Annotated in this window: 16 protein-coding genes; 4 read left to right on the forward strand and 12 right to left on the reverse strand. The window is 61.7% G+C overall.

Annotation, left to right across the window (positions count from 1 at the left end; translation table 11 throughout):
• Window positions 1-24 precede the first annotated feature (24 nt).
• Window positions 25-714, reverse strand: a complete 690-nt coding sequence (gene phoB / locus J1G37_RS04220; protein ID WP_003231714.1) for a phosphate regulon transcriptional regulator PhoB — start codon at window positions 712-714, stop codon at window positions 25-27.
• A gap of 153 nt (window positions 715-867) precedes the next feature.
• Between phoB and J1G37_RS04225 the strand changes: the two genes are divergently transcribed.
• Complete coding sequence (locus J1G37_RS04225; protein ID WP_207040308.1) at window positions 868-1,245, forward strand: hypothetical protein; 378 nt, start codon at window positions 868-870, stop codon at window positions 1,243-1,245.
• Window positions 1,246-1,351: 106 nt separating this feature from the next.
• Here J1G37_RS04225 and ubiA read toward each other — a convergent pair whose 3' ends face one another.
• The gene (ubiA, locus tag J1G37_RS04230; protein ID WP_207040309.1) at window positions 1,352-2,242 is read right to left on the reverse strand and encodes a 4-hydroxybenzoate octaprenyltransferase; all 891 of its coding nucleotides are present in this window, start codon (window positions 2,240-2,242) and stop codon (window positions 1,352-1,354) included.
• Complete coding sequence (locus J1G37_RS04235) at window positions 2,242-2,805, reverse strand: chorismate lyase (protein ID WP_207040310.1); 564 nt, start codon at window positions 2,803-2,805, stop codon at window positions 2,242-2,244. Before J1G37_RS04235 ends, ubiA begins: the two co-directional genes overlap by 1 nt.
• A 196-nt stretch (window positions 2,806-3,001) precedes the next feature.
• Between J1G37_RS04235 and J1G37_RS04240 the strand changes: the two genes are divergently transcribed.
• The 3 genes from J1G37_RS04240 (at window position 3,002) to J1G37_RS04250 (ending at window position 4,821) form a co-directional block, all read left to right on the forward strand.
• Complete coding sequence (locus J1G37_RS04240; RefSeq protein WP_015886569.1) at window positions 3,002-3,169, forward strand: rubredoxin; 168 nt, start codon at window positions 3,002-3,004, stop codon at window positions 3,167-3,169.
• 36 nt (window positions 3,170-3,205) lie between these two features.
• Entirely contained in the window at window positions 3,206-4,354 is a 1,149-nt protein-coding gene (locus J1G37_RS04245; protein ID WP_207040311.1) for an FAD-dependent oxidoreductase, read from the forward strand.
• Between the two features lie 191 nt (window positions 4,355-4,545).
• Window positions 4,546-4,821, forward strand: a complete 276-nt coding sequence (locus tag J1G37_RS04250) for an HU family DNA-binding protein (RefSeq protein ID WP_003213368.1) — start codon at window positions 4,546-4,548, stop codon at window positions 4,819-4,821.
• Between the two features lie 97 nt (window positions 4,822-4,918).
• On the opposite strand, the gene J1G37_RS04255 is transcribed toward J1G37_RS04250, so the two are convergent.
• From J1G37_RS04255 to tssE, 9 genes are all read right to left on the reverse strand, one after another.
• A complete protein-coding gene (locus tag J1G37_RS04255) occupies window positions 4,919-5,518 on the reverse strand; it encodes a hypothetical protein (protein WP_207040312.1) in 600 nt (199 codons plus the stop codon).
• Between the two features lie 163 nt (window positions 5,519-5,681).
• Window positions 5,682-6,317 (reverse strand): hypothetical protein, encoded by a 636-nt coding sequence (locus tag J1G37_RS04260; RefSeq protein ID WP_207040313.1) that lies wholly within the window; start codon window positions 6,315-6,317, stop codon window positions 5,682-5,684.
• A 33-nt stretch (window positions 6,318-6,350) separates the two neighbouring features.
• On the reverse strand, window positions 6,351-10,736 hold the full coding sequence (locus J1G37_RS04265; RefSeq protein WP_207040314.1) for an RHS repeat-associated core domain-containing protein: 4,386 nt from the start codon (window positions 10,734-10,736) through the stop codon (window positions 6,351-6,353).
• A 12-nt stretch (window positions 10,737-10,748) separates the two neighbouring features.
• Window positions 10,749-11,180: a DcrB-related protein gene (locus J1G37_RS04270; RefSeq protein WP_207040315.1), complete on the reverse strand. Its 432-nt coding sequence runs from the start codon at window positions 11,178-11,180 to the stop codon at window positions 10,749-10,751.
• 15 nt (window positions 11,181-11,195) lie between these two features.
• The gene (locus J1G37_RS04275; protein WP_207040316.1) at window positions 11,196-13,136 is read right to left on the reverse strand and encodes a type VI secretion system tip protein VgrG; all 1,941 of its coding nucleotides are present in this window, start codon (window positions 13,134-13,136) and stop codon (window positions 11,196-11,198) included.
• Between the two features lie 185 nt (window positions 13,137-13,321).
• Window positions 13,322-15,985, reverse strand: coding sequence for a type VI secretion system ATPase TssH (tssH, locus tag J1G37_RS04280; RefSeq protein WP_207040317.1), 2,664 nt, complete (start codon window positions 15,983-15,985; stop codon window positions 13,322-13,324).
• Window positions 15,978-17,021 carry a type VI secretion system baseplate subunit TssG gene (gene tssG / locus J1G37_RS04285; RefSeq protein WP_207040526.1) on the reverse strand — a complete coding sequence of 348 codons (1,044 nt, stop codon included), beginning with the start codon at window positions 17,019-17,021 and terminating at the stop codon, window positions 15,978-15,980. The genes tssH and tssG overlap by 8 nt, the downstream gene beginning before the upstream one ends.
• A complete protein-coding gene (gene tssF / locus J1G37_RS04290; RefSeq protein WP_207040318.1) occupies window positions 16,985-18,844 on the reverse strand; it encodes a type VI secretion system baseplate subunit TssF in 1,860 nt (619 codons plus the stop codon). The genes tssG and tssF overlap by 37 nt, the downstream gene beginning before the upstream one ends.
• Complete coding sequence (gene tssE / locus J1G37_RS04295) at window positions 18,841-19,356, reverse strand: type VI secretion system baseplate subunit TssE (protein ID WP_005792513.1); 516 nt, start codon at window positions 19,354-19,356, stop codon at window positions 18,841-18,843. The genes tssF and tssE overlap by 4 nt, the downstream gene beginning before the upstream one ends.
• Between the last annotated feature and the right edge of the window lie 46 nt (window positions 19,357-19,402).

Genomic DNA, 19,402 nt, shown 5'->3' on the forward strand with positions numbered 1-19,402 from the left:
GTTTAAGTCAAAAAAGCGGCTGGCTCAGCCCTTGGTGGAGAACCGGTAGCCAGTACCGCGCACGGTTTGTACCAGATTCTCGTAGGCATCGCCCAAGGCTTTGCGCAGGCGACGGATATGCACGTCCACGGTGCGCTCTTCCACATACACGTTGCCGCCCCAGACCTGGTCGAGCAGTTGGCCACGGGTGTAGGCGCGCTCCTGGTGGGTCATGAAGAATTGCAGCAGACGGTATTCGGTGGGGCCCATCTCGGCCGGCGTGCCGTCGATGGTCACGCGGTGACTGATGGGGTCGAGGATCAGGCCGCCGACTTCAATCGGCGCTTCGCCATCGGTCGGTCCGGCGCGGCGCAGCACGGCTTTCAGGCGCGCGACCAGCTCACGTGGGGAAAACGGCTTGGTGATGTAGTCATCGGCGCCGACTTCCAGGCCCTGGATCTTGTTGTCCTCTTCGCCCTTGGCGGTGAGCATGATGATCGGGATATCCCCGGTCAGCTCGTCACGCTTGAGGCGGCGGGCCAGCTCGATGCCGGACGTGCCGGGCAGCATCCAGTCGAGCAGGATCAGGTCCGGCTTGCGGTCGACGATAATGGCATGGGCCTGCTGGGAGTTCTCTGCCTCCAGGCAGTCGTAGCCGGCCATTTCCAACGCAACGGCGATCATCTCGCGGATGGGCGCTTCGTCGTCAACGATCAGAATGCTCCTGCCAACCATGCCTAAATCCTCTTGTCATTTAACTGTCTTGCGCCGCATTAGATAACGGAATTATTGCAGTCGTGTGACAGTAATTTAGTCGCTTGGGCAATTCGCGTCTCTCTGAACTACGCTTTGGGTCCGAATCCTGACAACCAAAAAAGGAAGGTTCCGATGACTTACCGCACTGTTTCCTGGAAAGCCCTGTTGGTAACGGCGGCGTTGACGCTGCCGACCCTGGCCTTCGCAATGGACCCGGCAATGACCAAAGACGGGATGTTGGTGGATCACAAAGGAATGACGCTCTACACCTTCGACAAGGATGCCGACGGCAAGTCCGTGTGCAAGGACCAGTGCGCGACGAACTGGCCGCCGCTGAAGGCTGAATCCACCGACAAGCCGATGGGCGATTGGACAGTGATCACCCGTGATGACCAGACCAGCCAATGGGCTTACAAAGGCAAGCCGGTATACACCTATAAGGATGACATGAAGGCTGGGGACAAGGCCGGGGATGGCAAGGGTGGGGCGTGGCATGTGATCAAGCCTTGAGCCCGAGGCGCGGCTAAAAGCATCGCGGGCAAGCCCGCTCCCACATTTGAAGGTGTTCGCAATTCAAACTGTGGGAGCGGGCTTGCCCGCGATGGCGTCAAAACAATCACCGCAACCCGTAATCCAACACAATCCCGACAAAAATCGCCAACCCCGCCCAATGGTTATGCAGGAACGCCTTGAAGCACTTCATCCGATCCCTGTCCCGCGTATACCAGAACTCCCACACAAAACATCCCGCCGCCGCAACCAATCCCAAGTGGAACCAGCCCCCCAGCTCAAACCGCGCGCCCGCCAGCAACAGGCACACCAGCGCGAGCCCTTGCAAGGTCAGGATAATCACGCGGTCCGCATCCCCAAACAGGATGGCCGTGGACTTCACGCCGATCTTCAAGTCATCGTCGCGGTCGGTCATGGCGTAATAGGTGTCATAACCCACCGTCCACAGCAGGTTGGCGATGTACAGCAGCCACGCAGTGGCAGGCAGGCTGCCGGTCTCAGCGGTAAACGCCATCGGCATGCCCCAGGAAAACGCCGCACCCAGCACCACCTGCGGGTAATAGGTGTAGCGCTTCATGAACGGGTAGCTCGCCGCCAGCGCCAGGCCGCCGAGGGACAGCAGGATGGTGCTGGCATTGGTCAGCAGCACCAGCAGGAAACTGATGCCCATTAGCACGGCAAAAAACACCAGGGCCTCTTTCGAGCTGATCTTGCCGCTCACCAGCGGGCGCTGTTCGGTGCGTTTCACATGGCCATCGACCTTGCGGTCGGCCCAGTCATTGATCACGCAGCCGCCGGCACGGGTCAGCACCACGCCGAGCACGAAAATCACGATGTTGAGCAGGGACGGTGAGCCCTTGCCGGCGATCCACAGCGCCCACAACGTCGGCCACAGCAGCAGGTAGATGCCGATGGGCTTGTCCATGCGCGTCAACTGGATGAAATCCCACGCCCTGGGATTCAGGTGGTTCAAGGATTTGAGCAGACGTTGATACATCAGCAGTTCTCCGGGTGGGCATGCAAGGCATGCCAGAAGCTCGGCAAGAAGATTTCTGCGACCAATACGCTCAAGGCCCCGCGATCGAAGCGCGAGCGCCGACCCCACAGCCCGTCGGCCTGATCGGCGCTTGGCAACCAGTGGCGCGGGTAATGGCACACCTCGATCGCCTGGCGGGTGAACGCCTGGTCGCAGAACAGCAATTCGCCCAGGGACCGGCTGCCCAGTTCATCCATGTGCAGCCCGTCACCCTGCAACGCGCTGCGCGACGCCACGCTGCGGGCAAACACCCAGGGTTGGCCCTGCCCGCGCAAATACACTTCGCGTACCCAACCGACCGTGGCCGGCGCGAGCCCCAGGGCGACGCATTCGTCGTCACGCAGCGGCTGCCAGCCTTCGAACAGTGGCGTCACGCTGAAACCGTCGTTGGACAGCCACGTCAGCCGGCGCGTCAGCGAGTCTTCGTTGAACAGCCAATTGACGGTCAGGGGCGCAGGCATTGGGCGCAGAAGGCTCTGGGTCAGCCATTGGCAAGCATCGGGAAGGGCGATTGAGTGCGGCACGGTGAGTCAGTATTGGCAGCAAAAGAGGCGGCGAGCTTACCATGGCACCCTGGGCTTTTGCCGGAGCGGGCCGGCTGTTTGCGTCGATCATGCTTGCATCTGCAGGCCCCGATCAGTACAAAACGCCCTGAGCCGTACGGCAACGCTGGATCTATCGACCGTCGGCCAAGAGGCCTGGACCCTGAGGAAGCAAGTAATGAAGAAGTGGCAATGTGTAGTCTGTGGCCTGATCTACGACGAGAAAGACGGCTGGCCGGATGACGGAATCCTGCCTGGAACCCGTTGGGAAGACGTCCCGGAAGACTGGCTGTGCCCGGACTGCGGCGTGGGCAAAATGGATTTCGAAATGATCGAAATCGGTTAATTCTTAAGCAACGAAACGTATTACAAGGAGAAAGGAATGAACGCACCTGTCGTGATCATCGGCACCGGATTGGCCGGCTACAACCTGGCCCGGGAGTTTCGCAAGCTCGACAGCGAGACCCCATTGCTGCTGATCACTGCGGATGACGGTCGCTCCTACTCCAAGCCCATGCTCTCCACCGGTTTTGGCAAGAACAAGGACGCCGATGGCCTGAGCATGGCTGAACCTGGCGCCATGGCCGAGCAACTCAAGGCCGAAGTGCGCACCCATACCCGCATCAGCGGCATCGACCCGGGCCACAAGCGCTTGTGGATCGGCGAGGAGGCAGTGGCCTATCGCGACCTGATCCTGGCCTGGGGCGCCGAAACCGTGCGAGTGCCGGTGGAAGGCGATGCGGCTGAGCTGATTTTCCCGATCAATGACCTGGAAGACTACGCGCGCTTTCGCGCCGCTGCGGCCGGCAAGCGCCGCGTGCTGCTGCTCGGTGCCGGCCTGATCGGCTGCGAGTTCGCCAATGACCTGATCCTTGGCGGCTACGAGATCGACCTGGTGGCACCGTGCGAGCAAGTCATGCCGACCCTGCTGCACCCGGCGGCTGCTGCTGCGGTCCAGGCTGGCCTGGAAGGCCTCGGCGCGCGTTTCCACCTGGGCCCGGTGCTCAACCGCTTGCAGCGCAACGCTGACGGCCTGGAAGCGCACCTGTCCGACGGTGAAGTGATCCACTGCGACCTGGTGGTCTCGGCCATCGGCCTGCGTCCACGGGTCGACCTCGCCGCCGCCGCCGGCTTGCAGACCGGTCGCGGGGTCACGGTAGACCGCCACCTCAAGACCTCCCACGCGAATATCTACGCCCTGGGCGATTGCGCCGAGGTCGATGGCTTGAACCTGCTATACGTGATGCCACTGATGAGCTGCGCCCGCGCCCTGGCCCAGACGTTGGCCGGCAATGCGACGGCGGTCAGCTACGGGCCAATGCCCATCACCGTGAAAACCCCGATCTGCCCGCTGGTGGTGTCGCCGCCGCCACGGGGCAGCGAAGGCGTGTGGAGCGTCGAAGGCCAGGGCGCCGATATCAAGGCTCTGTGCCGCGACGCCAGCGGTCGCCTGCTGGGTTACGCGCTGACGGGTGCGGCGGTGATGGACAAACTGGCCCTGAACAAAGAACTTCCACCGTTGCTGGCGTAAATACCGGTCGTTCTGTCGGAATCAGCACGTTCCTACCCCCAGAAAGGTCGCCGCGACACTGGCGCAGCGTCGGAGGGCATGCCATCCTCACTCCCGTCTGCCGCAGAGTAGAGCCTGCGGCGCCTTGGGCGCTGCTCCGTTAGAGAGCAGCACGGACATAACAACAAAAAACCGTCAAAGAGGCTTCACTCATGCGTAAACCAGAACTCGCAGCCGCCATCGCTGAAAAAGCGGATCTCACCAAAGAACAGGCCAACCGCGTCCTCAACGCCGTTCTCGAAGAAATCACCGGCGCCCTGCACCGCAAGGACAGCGTCACCTTGGTTGGCTTCGGCACCTTCCTGCAACGCCATCGCGGCGCCCGCACCGGCAAGAACCCGCAAACCGGCGAGCCGGTGAAGATCAAGGCCAGCAACACCGTTGCGTTCAAGCCGGGCAAGTCGCTCAAAGACAGCGTCAACCCGTAAGAGCGGTATCGCCTCGAAGGGAGGCGGGGTGGTAGAAAAAATGGGCACGCCGACTGGGTTGGGTGCCCATTTTTTGTGGCTGTCTGCTGGCCTTGCCTCAGCCGTAGAAATAGTCAAAAAAGCGTGCGTAATTGTCTGCGCCCAACAACGGGCTGACCTCCTTGTTGAGTAACTTCACGAACTTGCTGGAAAGCTCATCGTCGTCATTGTAGATATCAAAGATGTCGAATTTTCCATGGACGATCTCGACAGTCTTGGCGAATGCGAGAAGGAAGTCAGCGAGAGAGTCGGCAATCTTGAACGGTGCTATGGCATCGTAGCTCGCCAATACCGGTGTGCCTGGCATGTCGGTCACCGCGATAACTGGCTTGCCACCGCCGATGTCATCCATGAACACCAGATGTTGCGCAGGCCAGTTCCTGTTCAACTCCGTCTTGTTGGGTTCGCCTGCACACTTGTAGCCGACCTGACCTTCTTCCAGTGCGTCCAGGTGAAAAAAACAGATGGGCGTCAAACCCGTTTCGACTTCCACATCGACCGGCTCGCACAGGTTGTAAAAGTAGTCCGTCTCGGCAGAACGGGTGAGAGTTTGCGGCCATTTGGCGTTTGTCTGGGCGTTCTTTTCGAAGCTACCTTCGATATCAAATTTCTTGTGGACGCGGCGCAGTTCTTTAAATGCGTTATCAAGGGCGCTCACGTTTTTCTCCAATGAGAATGTTGACGGATTTATTTGGGCTGTAAAGATAGACAGGTGGTAAATGAATCCGTCCCATTTGCCGTTTATTAATTGGTGATGGAGGTTGTTGTTTTTTTGTCCAGATGTCCTGCACCACATCTGAATGTGTTTATAGCTGTATTTGTCAGATAATTATTTCAAACACAACTTTGTTGAAGCGATTTTTTACTTGATAGATGCCTTCATTCAGTTCTGCGCTTTTAAATAGTTCGCTTCGATCAATATAGCCGGGAAGTTCATGCATCCAGACTTTTTGCCGTGTTGAATTGTGTACTTCGCAGTACCAGCCTTCACCAATTTCAGCATTCAACGTTCTGAAGGCGTTGACTTTGTGTTTTTTATCTTTGCTGGTTTTTGAAAGTTTTTTAATTGGAGTGTCTAGCTCAAAGTGGGTTTCCAATACGGCTTCGGCAGTCGAGTTTATAAGCGCGGTCGCCGTAGGGTTGGGTTCTTTTCTTTCTGCAATCACAATGAGTGCGCGACGTAGCGTCTCTAGCAGCAGCTTGTTTTGGTTGAAACGATCGAGAGACAGAAAACGTTTGAAGTCGAAGTCTTCTACAAAGATGTTTGTCACACCCAGGACGTTATCAAATAGATCTTCGTCGCCACGTGGGCCTAGTGACACAACTATTTTGCTGCTGCCATTTATTTCGGCTTTTGGTAGCAAGGCCATGAATATCTGGGTGATGTGGTGGCTCATTTGACGTATTTGAATGCCGTCTGTCAGGGCGGAGGCGTCACTTTCTTGCAGAATAAGCATATTTAGATTCATTGCAGCGGTCACCTCAAAAAACTAACGGTTATCAGGCGTGCCGTATAATTTAAGGTAGCCATCTCTCGTGTCAACCTGCGGTAGCGGGTTTTTGTGGATCGGCGAAGGCATGTCGCCGTCGTTTCTCGCCGCATGTTTGTCTGTAATTTTCTGTTCGGTAGCTTTGGCTTGAAGTCGTGTCTTGTTCTTCTCAACAATCACCGCCTTGTAGCGCCCTGCTTGGGGTTTATTGAGCGCATTGACCTGCTGGTTGGCGCGAGGCGATGTGCCATTCTTATTTAACGGCCGCCCACTGATTCCCGGTTTCATCATTCGCCCTGTCTTCGTATCAACGATGACATAGACGTGATTAGGGTTTTTGCTCGAGTGGCTGTTGCCGTGGACTTTTCCGTTGTTTGCACACGTAAGACCTAACGGATCGACCCAGGCAAAGGGGTTGTCGGCATAAGTGTAGGCATTGATCCCCCCCGCCAACCCAATCGGATCCGGCGTAGTAAACCGCCCCACATCCGGATCATAAAACCTGAACGTATTGAAATGCAGCCCCGTCTCCCGATCCAGATACTGCCCCTGAAACCGCAGGTTCTGCTCTTCGATGTAATACGGCTCGCGCACTTCCTCCAGCGTGTTGCCCCACACCCGATAAGTCGCCCGCCAGACGTCATGCCCATCTGCTTCGGTGAGCTGCTCCGGCAACCCATTCAGGTCATTATGGTAGTAGCGGATCTTCTGCAACGGCCCCGTACCGTCAACCCGGGCCAAGGGCTCGTAGCCTTCGTCTTGATAGACATACAGACTGGTCTGACTGTGCCTGTGCTCCTGCAACAACCGCAGGCCATCCCACACAAACCGCGTTTCCCCCAGCGGATAGCCATCGCTGCCGTGTTCGGTTTTCCCGATACGCCGGCCCAACGGGTCGTAGGTCATCCGGACCACGCTGCCGTTGTCATTGTGCACTTCGATCAGTCGGCTTTCAGCGTCATAGGCAAAGCGTTGCACGCTCCGCGCGGCACTGCGTTTTTCTATCGTGCGGCCGAACGCATCGTAGCGATAACGCTTGTCCTGGTAGGTCAGCAGTTTGTTATGCACCACCAACCCAGCGCCCGCCTGCGGGCCGTCGAGCAGGTTGGCGGCGGCGTCGTAGGCGAAGGTTTCGCGCTGGCCGTGCAGGCTGTCTTGGCTGGCGATGATGCGGCCGGTGGCGTCGTAATGCAGCAGTTGGCGATGTTGCGCGGCGGGTTGCTGGTCGAGCTTGCCGATCAGGTTATCGGCGGGGTCGTACTCGAAATGTTTTTGCGCCGCAGCGGGCAGCAGGGACGGCTGGCTGGCGTGGCGGCGTTGGCGTGAGCGCAGGCGGCCGCTGCGGTCGTATTCGCTGCGGGTATTGAGCTGGCCTTGGGTGCGCAGCACTTCGCGGTGCAGGCGATCGCGTTCGAAGTCGCTGATGACCTGGCCGTCGAGGTTGATCTGGTGCAGGTGGCCGCTGCCGTAGCGCAGGCGGTTGAGCCAGCGACCGTCGGGCAGTTGGCTCTGGATCAGGTTGCCCAGCTCGTCGTAGTGGTGGTTCAGGTCGCCCGCTGCACTTTGTTCGCACAGCAGTTGGCCGAGGGCATCGTAGGCAAAGCCCAGGGCTTGGGTGTTGCCTTTCAAGTCGGTGAAGGTCACGGCGGTGAGTTGATCCACCGCATCGTAGGCGTAGTCGCTACGGCCATCGTCGGTAGTCTTGGCGATCAGTCGGCCGACCGCATCGCGTTCTAGCGCATGGACGATGGGGGCGGGCGGCGTTTCGGGGACTACCGCCAGGCCACTGCCGTGTGGCGCGGGAACGGCGGTCACCGCAATCACGTTATTCAGTGGGTCGTAGTTGTAGCGCTTGGCGCTGCCGTCAAGGTCTTGCTGTTCTGTCAGCCGATCCCCGGCATCCCAGGCAAACCGATAACGCTCGCCGTTCTCGTTGATCAGCGCTTGCAGCCGCCCATAGCTGTCATAACCGAACTGCACCTGTCGGCCGTGGGCGTCGGTACGCTGGCGGACCTGGCCGCGACGGTTGTGCTGATAGAGCGTGGTGTGCCCGGCTGGGTCAGTGTAGCCCACCAGTTGCCCGCTGATGTCGCGCTGGTACTGCTCGGTACGACCATCTGGCAGTTGGCTGCCGAGCAGGCGCCCCTGGGCGTCATAGCTGAACAAGGTGCGCTCGCCGAGGGCGTCCGTGATTACCTGCAAGTTACCGCGCGTGTCGTAGCCAAAACGGGTGGGATAGCCCGAGCAATCAACGTGTTCCACCAACTGCCCGAACGGGTTCCAGCGCAGCTTTTTGCTTTTGCCGGTGGCGTCGATGATTTCCACCGGTTGGCCGTGGTCGTCATAGCGGTAGCGGGTGACGTAGCCCAGCGGATCGGTTTCGGCGATGCAGTTGCCACGCGGGTCGTAGCGATACTGCCAGCTGTTGTCGGCCGCGTCGGTTTCCACCAGCGGCAAGGCCCAATGCTCCAGCCACAACGTCGAATCGCTGCGCCCCAACGGGTCACTCTCGCCGATCAGATTACCGGCTTCGTCATAGCTGTACGCATAACGCCCACCCTGCGGATCGGTGGCGCTGAGCAATTGGCGTTCGTCGTTCCACTCGAACAGCCAGGTCTGGCCGAGGTTGTCGCTGTACTGGATGATCTGGTGCTGCGTGTTCCACAGGCGCGTGCTGACGCGCTGCAAGCCATCGGTGATGCGCGTGAGGCCGGCCTGCAAGTCATAGTCGAACTGGTAAGCGTCGCCCTCATCGGTCCAATGCCGGACCACACGCCATTCCAGGTTTTCAACGCATGCCCACTCATAGAAGCAGCGCAACCCGGTGGGCCGTTGATGCTCCACCATCCGCTGGCCGTTGTCGTAGGCGAAACGCCGCTGCACCTGACCGGTCGCGTCGCGTACTTCAGCCAGGCTCCCGGCCGTGTCATAGCCGTAGCTGACCAGCACTTCACGACGCTGATCGGGATACACACGCTCGAGGCGCGCCAATTGGCCCTGGCCACGAACCAGCTCAACCTGCACCAGATCGAACGTATCGCGCAGCCGTACCAGATGCCCGGCTTCGTCGTAGTCGATATGAATACGGTTGTCATTGCGGTCGCCGAGCTGGCTCAGGCGCAGCCGTGCCGGGTTGGCCGTAGGCTCGAACAAGCGGTACAGGCCATCGTCGCTTTCGATCAGCAACTGCCCATTGAGATGGCGGCGCACCGCGAGCCCTTCACCGGCGCTGAATACCGCGCCGCCCAAAGGAATCGAGCCCATGTCGATGGGGCGACCCTGCTCGTCGGTGTAGACCAATGTCTCACCGCCATCGGGATGGGGCAGGCTCTCGACGCACACCTCATAAGCCACGCTCCAGCCTTTGCCGAATAGGCTGCCCGAGCGTTCATCGCGGCTGTTGTAGACCCGTTGCCAGGCAATCGGCAGGATGCCGGGCAGTACAAAATCCAGTTCCTCGACGTCGCCCAGCACTTTCGCGCCCGTGGCGGCATGCACCGGGTTCGACGAACCCATCGCCGCATTCGCCATCGCCCCCATCGCGCTGCTGACGGCCATCGATGTCGCGCCACTGATCAGCATGCACGGCAGCTTACTGAAGAACTTGCCCTTGCCACCCTTGAGCATCAACAGTGCCGTGACCGCCAGCCCGACGCCCGGGGTCTTGCCGCTGCGAATCTCACGCACCACCACCGAGCCGCCGCCAATCGTCACGTTGGACGAGATCAGCCCCGACGACACCACCGTCGCATCGCACGTACTGCGATCACCGCTGCGCACCGCAGGCTGGCCGTTGACCGTGACTTTGTCCGAACCCTCGGCCATGAACTGCGGCGGCATCGGCGGGTGCTTCATGCACACCACCAGGTCCAGCGGTTTGGGCACCGCGCCTGGCGCCGGCGTAGCGACGGTGGGGCGCCACATCTGCGAGAAGAAACTCTCGGCCATGTCCAGGTAACCGGGCTCCTGCGCGGGCTCTTCCAGCTCAGTGCCGGCCGGCGCGACGTGGGAGCTGATCGCCCCGGCAGCGCGGGCGGCGGGGATGTTATTGGTCAGGGTGTTGGTCGAGCCGGTGAGAATGTTCGCCTGCACCGTGGGCGGAAAGAGGGCGTTGCTAAAGCTCTCGCATAAATTCGACAGGCCTTTGTCCGCCCCCGTCTTGCTCATGGCCAGCCCGACAATCGTGCCCACCACCGCGCCCAGCAGGAAGCAGCCAAGCCCGCCAGTGGCCACGGTTATGCCGGTGGCGGCCACCACCGCAGCGGTCGCCACGGCGGTGATCGCAATATTGGCCGCCACCTCGAGCACACCGCCGAGGATGTCGGCCATCATCGAAGTGTGGGCGAGCGCGTCGCCCATGCGGGCCGCCCAAAGCGCGTCAGACATGCAGTCGGCTCATCACAGGGCGTCGAACGACAGCGATTGCTTGATCAATGCCCAGTGCGCCGCCTCGGCATCGCCGAGCTTTTCGGCCTTCACATAACTCAACGCGAGCATCTTGCGCGTGCCCGGCAACACCAGCGCCAATTGGTACTGGAACACCTTGTCATTGCCCTTGTTGAACTGGCTGCGCAACTCGATGCCTTCGATCTCTTGCGCCTTGCCCAAACGCACGACAGTGCTCGGCTGGCAGCGCAGATCCTGCACCTGTTGTTCCAGGCGCTTGAGTTGGTCTGCGAAGTTGCTGTGCAGGGTTTCGCCCTCGGCCAGCAAGCTGCGGCTGATGATCAAGGAGGTGCCCAACTCGGGGAACTTGAGGATATTGATCGTCGCGTCCTGCAACTCGGCGGCCGGCAGTTGGAACTGGAATTCGTTGATTCGGTACGTCATGGAAAACAGGTCTCATCAGGAGCTTTTAGGCGTTGGGAACGCGGCGTTGATATTGGCGTCGATGCTGGCTTTCACGCCCTGGCCATCGGGGGTCGCGCCCGCGCCGCCGCCGTTGTTCAGGTGCAGCACACCGCCGGTGTTGAACTCGGCATCGCCGCTGGCATAGAAGCTGATCTGCACGCCCGTCAGGTTGATCTGCCCGCTGGCATTCAACTCCAGGATGCTTTCACCGCACACCAGGCGCAGGTTTTCGCCCACTTCGATGACGTAGCTCTGGCTGATGCTGTCGGTCTTGCGCTGGCCCACCGAGAGGATGTCTTCCTGCTTGACGATGCGCAGGCGGTTGTTGCCGATGGTCACCGTCTCGTTGTGCCCGATGCTCTTGTTGCGGTCATGCCCCACCGCGTGGCTCTCATCCACCTCCACCACGATGTCCTGATTGCGCTCGGCATGGATGTACAACTGCTCCAAGCCCTTCTTGTCCTCCATGCGGATTTCATTGAAGTTGGCCGGCGTGCCGCCCTTGCTGGAGCGGCTTTTCATGCCGCTTTGCGTGGCGTTTTCCGGCAGGTCGTAAGGCACCGTCTGCTCAGCGTTGTACACGCGCCCGGTGATGATCGGCCGGTCGGGATCACCTTCCAGGAAGCTCACGATCACTTCCTGGCCGATCCGTGGGATCTGCATCGAGCCCCAGTTCTTGCCGGCCCAGGATTGCGACACGCGAATCCAGCACGAGCTGTTTTCGTTGGATTGGTCGTGACGATCCCAGTAGAAATGCACCTTCACGCGGCCGTACTGGTCGGTCCAGATTTCCTCGCCTTTGGGGCCTACCACCAGCGCGGTCTGCGGGCCTTTGACGATGGGCCGATGGGTGCTGGCCAGCGGGCGGAAGCTTTGCTGCGCATCGATGCAGTTCAGGCTGCTGCTGAACTGCGCCGCGCCCGAGCCGCCGCCGCTTTCCAGGCTCTCCTGGGTGATGTGGTAGCGGATGCCGACGATCAGGTATTCGCGGTTCTGGTCCTGGCGACTGAAGCCGGTGAGGCTGAACAAATGCCCCGAGCCCAGGCCCCGCGCATTGCCGCTGAACTCGATCTGTTCATGCAGGGTTTGCAGGGCTTCGATGCGGGTGCGCGCGTAGTGTTCGCCGTCCTGGCTTTGCACGTAGGTGCCGGGGTAGTCGTACAGCGGATAGTCGCCGGCGGTGTGCGGGCGCGGCATCGCCGAGCGCACGTCGATGCTCGCGCTGGGGCGCTGGAAGTCGTAGTCGTTGAGCTCCAGCGAGCCCGGCTGCACTTGCTGCGCCAGGTGCCAGTTGTGCATATGGTCGCGTTCGCGCTGTTGCTCGTCCTTGGGGTAATACGGGATCGACGCGTAGCCCGGCACCGTGGTGTGGGCACCGTAGGCGTCGGCCAGCACCAGCACATGGCGGTCCTGTTCATGGCGGAAGAAGTAGTAGATACCTTCCTGTTCCATCAGGCGGCTGACGAAATCGAAGCTGGTCTCGCGGTACTGCACGCAGTATTCCCACTCGCGATACGGGCGGCTGAGGGCGTCTTCGAAATCGGAAAAACCGAGGTCGCGAAACACCTGCTTGATGATCTGCGGGATGCTCAGGTTCTGGAAAATCCGGCAGTCCGACGTGCGACTCAACAGCCAGAACCACGGGCGCAGCACCACCTGGTAACTGGCGAACTGGCCCTGGTCGATGTCCTGGCTGCACCGCGCGACGATGCCGTGGAAGTGCCGCTCACCGCCGTCCGCCAGTTGCAGGCCGACGCTCATGGGTTTGCCGAGCAACTGGTTGAGGTCGATGTTGGCGTCCAGGGACGTCAGTTGCAGCTCATAGTTGAACAGCCGGCCCAGCTCCTCGCCGCCGCCCATGGCATTGAGCAGCAGCACATCCGGCCCGAGGGGGCTGGTGATCTTGGCCAGGCGTGAGGCTTGGTTGAATAGCATCGGTTGTCCTGTAATACCTTTTCCACTGACGGAACTGGATCAAATGTGGGAGCTGGCTTGTGTGGGAGCCGGGCTTGCCCGCGATGCAGGCACCTCGGTGTGTCAGTCACACCGCGGTGATGCTATCGCAGGCAAGCCAGCTCCCACACAAGCCAGCTCCCACACTGACCGCATTTCACCAATAGTTATTCGTTGTCGCTGAAGGCGTAGTGCAACTCGTTATCCCGGCTACTGATCCGCACCCCCGCCAACGCCTTGCCCTCCAGCATGCGCGTGAGGAACTCTCGGCTCATGTCCGGCAGCAAACTGTTGGTCAGGATCGTATCGATCATGCGCCCGCCGCTTTCCGTCTCGGTGCAGCGCGAGACGATCAGGTCGACCACCGCGTCGTCATAGTCGAAGGCCACCTTGTGCGTGCTCTCCACCCGCTTCTTGATGCGGTTCAGCTGCAAGCGGGTGATCGCCTTGAGCATCTCGTCGCTCAGCGGGTAGTACGGAATCGTCACCAGGCGCCCTAGCAGTGCCGGCGGGAAAATCTCCAGCAACGGCTGACGCAACGCCTTGGCGATCTCCTCCGGCTGCGGCACGTTCGCCGGGTCTTTGCACACGCGGGAAATCAGCTCGGTACCGGCGTTGGTGGTCAGCAGGATCAGGGTGTTCTTGAAGTCGATCACCCGGCCTTCGCCGTCTTCCATCACGCCCTTGTCGAACACCTGGAAGAAGATCTCGTGCACGTCCGGGTGGGCTTTTTCCACCTCGTCCAGCAGTACCACGCTGTAGGGTTTGCGCCGTACCGCTTCGGTCAGCACGCCGCCTTCGCCGTAGCCGATATAACCCGGTGGCGCGCCCTTGAGGGTCGACACGGTGTGGGCTTCCTGGAACTCGCTCATGTTGATGGTGATGACGTTCTGCTCACCGCCGTACATGGCTTCGGCCAGGGCCAGGGCGGTTTCGGTCTTGCCCACACCCGAAGTGCCGGCCAGCATGAACACGCCAATCGGCTTGCTCGGGTTGTCGAGGCCGGCGCGGGAGGTCTGGATGCGCTTGGCGATCATCTGCAAGGCATGGTCCTGGCCGATGATGCGTTTTTTCAGGTGCTGGTCGAGGTTGAGCACCGTCTCCAGTTCGTTGCGCGCCATGCGGCCCACCGGGATGCCGGTCCAGTCGGCGACCACCGAGGCCACGGCCTGGTAATCCACGGTCGGCAGGATCAACGGGGTTTCGCCTTGCAGGGCGCTGAGGCGTTGTTGCAGGTCCACCAGTTGGGCGCGCAAGGCATCGTTGCCGCTGTCGACCACGCCTGCGGTTTCGCGCAGGGTTGCGCGTGTGGCGAGCAGTTCGTCCACCAGGGTTTTCTCTTCGGCCCAACGGCTTTCCAGGGTGGCAAGACGCTCACGTTCAGCATTCAACAGCGCTTCGCTATTGGTCTGGCGCGCACCAATGGCGATGCCGATGGCGTGCTCGCGGGCGATGATTTGCAGCTCGGTTTCCAGGGCTTCGATGCGGCGGCGGCTGTCGTCCACTTCCGCCGGCACCGCGTGCAGGCTGATGGCGACGCGGGCGCAAGCGGTGTCCAGCAGGCTCACGGATTTGTCCGGCAACTGGCGCGCGGGGATGTAGCGGTGGGACAGCTTCACCGAGGCTTCCAGGGCTTCGTCGAGGATCTGCACCTGATGGTGTTTTTCCATGGTCGATGCCACGCCGCGCATCATCAGCAACGCCTTGTCTTCCGACGGTTCGGCCACCTGCACCACTTGGAAACGGCGGGTCAGCGCCGGGTCTTTCTCGATGTGTTTCTTGTACTCGGCCCAAGTCGTGGCAGCCACGGTACGCAAGGTGCCACGGGCCAAGGCGGGCTTGAGCAGGTTGGCCGCGTCACCCGTGCCGGCAGCGCCACCGGCGCCGACCAACGTATGGGCTTCGTCGATAAACAGGATGATCGGCTTGGGCGACGCCTGCACATCCTCGATGACCTGGCGCAGACGCTGTTCGAACTCGCCTTTCATGCTCGCACCGGCTTGCAGCAGGCCCACGTCGAGGCTGCGCAGTTCCACGTCTTTCAACGCTGGCGGCACGTCACCGGCGACGATGCGCAGGGCGAAGCCTTCGACCACGGCGGTCTTGCCCACGCCGGCTTCGCCGGTGAGGATCGGGTTGTTCTGGCGGCGGCGCATGAGGATGTCCACCAGTTGGCGGATCTCTTCGTCGCGGCCGACAATCGGGTCGAGCTTGCCGCTGCGTGCCTGTTCGGTCAGGTCGACGGTGAAGCGCTTGAGGGCTTCCTGCTTGCCCATGGCACTCGGCGCCATCGCGCCGCTGGCTTCGCCCGGAACGGCGCCGGCATTAAAACCATCGCTGGCGCTCAGGGCGTTTTCCGGCGAGTCGCCGACGTATTCGTCAAAACGCTCGCTGAGGGCTTCGGCCTTGATCTTGTCGAACTCCGCCGACAAACCCAGCAGCGCATGGCGCAGGCTCGGCGTCTTCAAGATGCCCAGCACCAGGTAGCCGGTACGCACCTGGCTTTCGCCAAACATCAGGCTGCCGTAGACCCAGCCGCGTTCCACGGCTTCTTCCACATGGGACGACAGGTCAGTGATCGACGTCGAGCCGCGCGGCAAACGGTCCAGCGCTTCGGTGAGGTCACGGGCCAGGCGCGCCGGTTCCACGTTGAACTGGCGGATGATGCGGTGCAGGTCCGAGTCCTGCAGTTGCAGCAACTGGTGAAACCAGTGCGCCAATTCCACATACGGGTTACCGCGCAATTTGCAGAACACCGTGGCGGCTTCGATGGCCTTGTAGGCCACGCTGTTGAGTTTGCCGAACAGCGCGGCGCGACTGATTTCACCCATGCTCTGGATTCCTTGAGGTGGTGGCGTGATCGGCGTAATGCCGGGCCAGGATTAGGTCGTTGGCGTCTCGCTCGGGTTGACCGAGCCAGGTGTTGAAGCCCAGGCGGAACTGCCCATTGAGTTGCAGCGCCGGTACTTCGGGTTGTTGCAAAACCAGGTTCAAGTCCCAGTCCAATTCATGGCCCAGGTACTCGGCGACCCACGCCACCAGCTCGTTGAACGGCTGTTGGCCGGGCAGCATGCCCATGTAGTCATCGAGGCTGAGGGGGCCGAGGCGGATGCGGAATTTATGCTGGCGGTCCCACACATGGCTGCCCAGGCAAAAGTCCACGCCGAGGCGGTTGGCGCTCACGCCGACGCGGCTGCGCTCGGGCAGCTCCAGCCATTGGCCGACGTATTCTTCAATCGCCACCGGCAGGCCGAAGTATTCGCCGAGGATCGCCTTCAAGCCGTCCGGGTAGCGGGTTTGCGCCGACAGGTGGCCGCTGTAATGCAGCTTCGCGGTGTCGGGGATCAAGCCCTGATTGAGCAGGCTCGGCATGCCGCGGCCACTCAAGGCGGCGAGGCGGGCGGACCAGTAATCATCGTGTGGGCGGTCGTGGCTGACCGTCGGCCGCGCCTCGGCCCAGGCCCGGTAAAACAGGCTGAGCAGGCGATGGTGGAACACGTCCAGAAACTGCTTGCTGGTGCTGTCGGCGTTGTTGCGCTGACGCTCGCGCACGTACTCGGTGATGTGCAGCGGCAACGGGCCGTTGGGGCCGCCGAGGCCGAAGAAGAACTGCTCCAGGCGCGCGGGTTTGCCGTCGCCGCCGGGATCGACCGACGCCAGCGTGGCCGGGGCGAAGGTGCAATCGGCTTGTTGACCGAGGCGCAGCGGATCGTCCGCCAGGCGCAGGGAATGGCCCAGGCGCGGCAGGTCCGGCGATTCGCACTCGATCCGCCGCAATGCCTGGAAGAAATCGTATTCCCAGGGCTCCTGGTGCATCGCGTCCAGGGTCTTCACAGGGTTGGCCGCCGCCCGGGCTTGGCTTTCCAGCGCATGATCTCGCCGCGTTCGGTGGTGCGGATCACCGTTTCGGTAAAGCTGTTGATCGACACGTAGCGCGCGAGGAAGCGTTCCAGTACCGCGCCGAGGAGGAACACGCCGGTGCCGCGAAACGCGTTTTCATCAAACTCCAAGGTGATCTCCAGGCCGCGACCAAACACAATCGGGCCGGGCATCGGCAGGCGGCGGGTCACGGCTTTGCTGCTGACTTCGCGCAGGCCTTCGATCTGCAATTGCAGCGCGGCGTCGTTGCTGTCGCCGTACAGGCGCAGCAGTTCGCGCAAGGCGCCGGCGCCCTGGCCTTGTTCGCTTAGCGAGAGGTAGTTGAGCGACAGCTGGCTGATCAGGCGCCAGGCCTTGGCGTCATGCGCATGGCTGGCGCGCGGGCGGCTCGGCCCGGCCACGCAAAGCACGGCCAACACCGGCGCGCTGTCGGCCAGGGTGAAGTCGGTCTTGCCGTTGCCCACGCTCATGAACAGCGGCAGGTCGCGGTTGGTGCACAACGCGGTGACGCCGAGCTGACGCAAATCGTGGCCGTACGGCGCCTGGCGGCTGTCCACCAGGCTGACAAAGGTTTCGCTGCCCACATAGGTGGAGCGCGGGCCGTTGCGGCGCTGGTCGCTGGACAGCACGCGGGGTTCGCGGCGCACTGTGTAATACGCCTGGTCGCGGCCGTAACGTGACGGATCGCGCACCGCATAGAACGGCAAAAACGGCTGCTCCGGCCCGGTGCCGTGGCCGGTGAGGCCGCTGAGGGAATGAATTTCGAAATCCATCGGCCGCGTGCGGTCGGCGATCACATGGTGTTCGTTGACCCGGTCGGACAGGTGGATACGGTCCACGCGTTTCGGGAACAGGTTGATCGCTGGCGTGCAGAACGGCAGGAACTGCGCCGCGCCGACGCTGCCTTCCAGGCTCGGCTCGTGGCGGTCGAACAGCACGATCAGTTCCAGTTCCTGGCCGTCGCAGCGTTTGACCGCGCGGCTCAACTCGGCGAACTCGACGAACAGATAGCGATGGGGCAGGGCGAAGTATTCCTGCAACAGGCGATAGCCCTGGAACGCGCGCGCCACCACTGGCATGGCGGCGTCGGCGTCGTCAAAACCACGGGAGCGCAGCGCGTCTGGCGGCAAGCGCTCGACCCAGTCGCCACCGGGTTTGCGCGCGAATACCGCGCAGGCATTGCCGAGCAATTGTTCGTAGAGGCGGAACGGTTGCTCATCGGCGCCGCTGAGGTACAGCGGCAGCGTGTCCAGGTCGAGGCTGTTGAACGGCAGTTCGGCGCCGGTGCGCAGGGTCAGGCGCAGACCGGCCTTGGCTTTTGGCTCGCTGGCGGCCAGGCGCCCGAGCACGGCGGCAGGGTTGCCGAAGTACTCGGCGTTGCTCACTTGCAACGGCCACAACGTCACCGGGTGCGCGGTGCGGTACTCGCAGCAGGTCTGGGTTTCGCGGCCCAACGCGGCACGCAGGACGGTATCACGGGGCAGGGGGAAACCGCTGGCCAGGGAGCCTTCGTCCGGGTCGGTCTGCAATTGCACCACGGTCATCGACGGCGTTGGCGCCAGGTAGTGCGGGTAGGCGATTTCCAGCAGGTTGTGGGTGAAGGTCGGGTACTCGGCGTCGAGCTTGAGCTGCACGCGGGCAGTCAGGTAGGCAAAGCCTTCGAGCAAGCGTTCGACGTACGGGTCGGCGCAGTCCATGCCGGACAGGGTCAGCCGACTGGCGATCTTCGGGTATTCCTTGGCGAACTCGGCGGCGCTTTCGCGCACGTGGTGCAGTTCCTGGTTGTACAGCTCCAGCAGGCGCGGGTTCATGGGCGTCTCCGCTGGTCGGCATTGACCACGCGCACGTGGCCGGATTCCAGGTCGAGGTCGGTTTGCAGCAACAGGCGCAACGGCACCGGCTGCGCCCACAGGTCGCCTTCGATCTCGAAACTCAGCGCGTTGTGGTTCATCTCGCCATGGCCGACGCGGGCTTTGACCCGCAGGGTGTGGCGCAGGATGCGCGGTTCAAAGGTGGCGATCGCCTGGTAGATCAACGCTTCCAGGGCCTTGATATCGACGCTTGAAACGCTGTTGCCCGCCAGCGCCGGCAGGCCGTAATTGACCACCGACGTCCCGGCCGGGGTGTGCAGCGTGGCATCGGCATCCAGCAACGACGTGGTGTTGAGCAGCCACGCCAGGTCGCGCAGCACCGAGGCTTTCAATTGGGTCAGGGACAGCACGCGTTTGTCGGCGCTTTCCTTGGGATTGGTTGGATCGTCATCGGTCAACCGGTCCAGCAGGGACGGTTGCAGACGGTCGCGGGAAGCGATTTCAGTGACCACCAAAGCAGCTCCACGGACGGGTTGTGAGAGGGACAATTGAATGGAG

Origin of the sequence: Pseudomonas sp. Marseille-Q1929, from assembly GCF_017316265.1 — a bacterium.
Lineage (GTDB): Bacteria > Pseudomonadota > Gammaproteobacteria > Pseudomonadales > Pseudomonadaceae > Aquipseudomonas.

What these genes read in the sequence shown, in the direction of transcription:
- J1G37_RS04225 (WP_207040308.1), top strand. Translation starts at nt 868, where the DNA reads ATGACTTACCGCACTGTTTCCTGGAAAGCCCTGTTGGTAACGGCGGCG.
- tssF (WP_207040318.1), bottom strand. Translation starts at nt 18,844, where the DNA reads ATGAACCCGCGCCTGCTGGAGCTGTACAACCAGGAACTGCACCACGTG.
- tssH (WP_207040317.1), bottom strand. Translation starts at nt 15,985, where the DNA reads ATGGGTGAAATCAGTCGCGCCGCGCTGTTCGGCAAACTCAACAGCGTG.
- J1G37_RS04270 (WP_207040315.1), bottom strand. Translation starts at nt 11,180, where the DNA reads ATGACGTACCGAATCAACGAATTCCAGTTCCAACTGCCGGCCGCCGAG.
- J1G37_RS04275 (WP_207040316.1), bottom strand. Translation starts at nt 13,136, where the DNA reads ATGCTATTCAACCAAGCCTCACGCCTGGCCAAGATCACCAGCCCCCTC.
- J1G37_RS04245 (WP_207040311.1), top strand. Translation starts at nt 3,206, where the DNA reads ATGAACGCACCTGTCGTGATCATCGGCACCGGATTGGCCGGCTACAAC.
- J1G37_RS04250 (WP_003213368.1), top strand. Translation starts at nt 4,546, where the DNA reads ATGCGTAAACCAGAACTCGCAGCCGCCATCGCTGAAAAAGCGGATCTC.
- phoB (WP_003231714.1), bottom strand. Translation starts at nt 714, where the DNA reads ATGGTTGGCAGGAGCATTCTGATCGTTGACGACGAAGCGCCCATCCGC.
- J1G37_RS04240 (WP_015886569.1), top strand. Translation starts at nt 3,002, where the DNA reads ATGAAGAAGTGGCAATGTGTAGTCTGTGGCCTGATCTACGACGAGAAA.
- J1G37_RS04260 (WP_207040313.1), bottom strand. Translation starts at nt 6,317, where the DNA reads ATGCTTATTCTGCAAGAAAGTGACGCCTCCGCCCTGACAGACGGCATT.
- J1G37_RS04265 (WP_207040314.1), bottom strand. Translation starts at nt 10,736, where the DNA reads ATGTCTGACGCGCTTTGGGCGGCCCGCATGGGCGACGCGCTCGCCCAC.
- ubiA (WP_207040309.1), bottom strand. Translation starts at nt 2,242, where the DNA reads ATGTATCAACGTCTGCTCAAATCCTTGAACCACCTGAATCCCAGGGCG.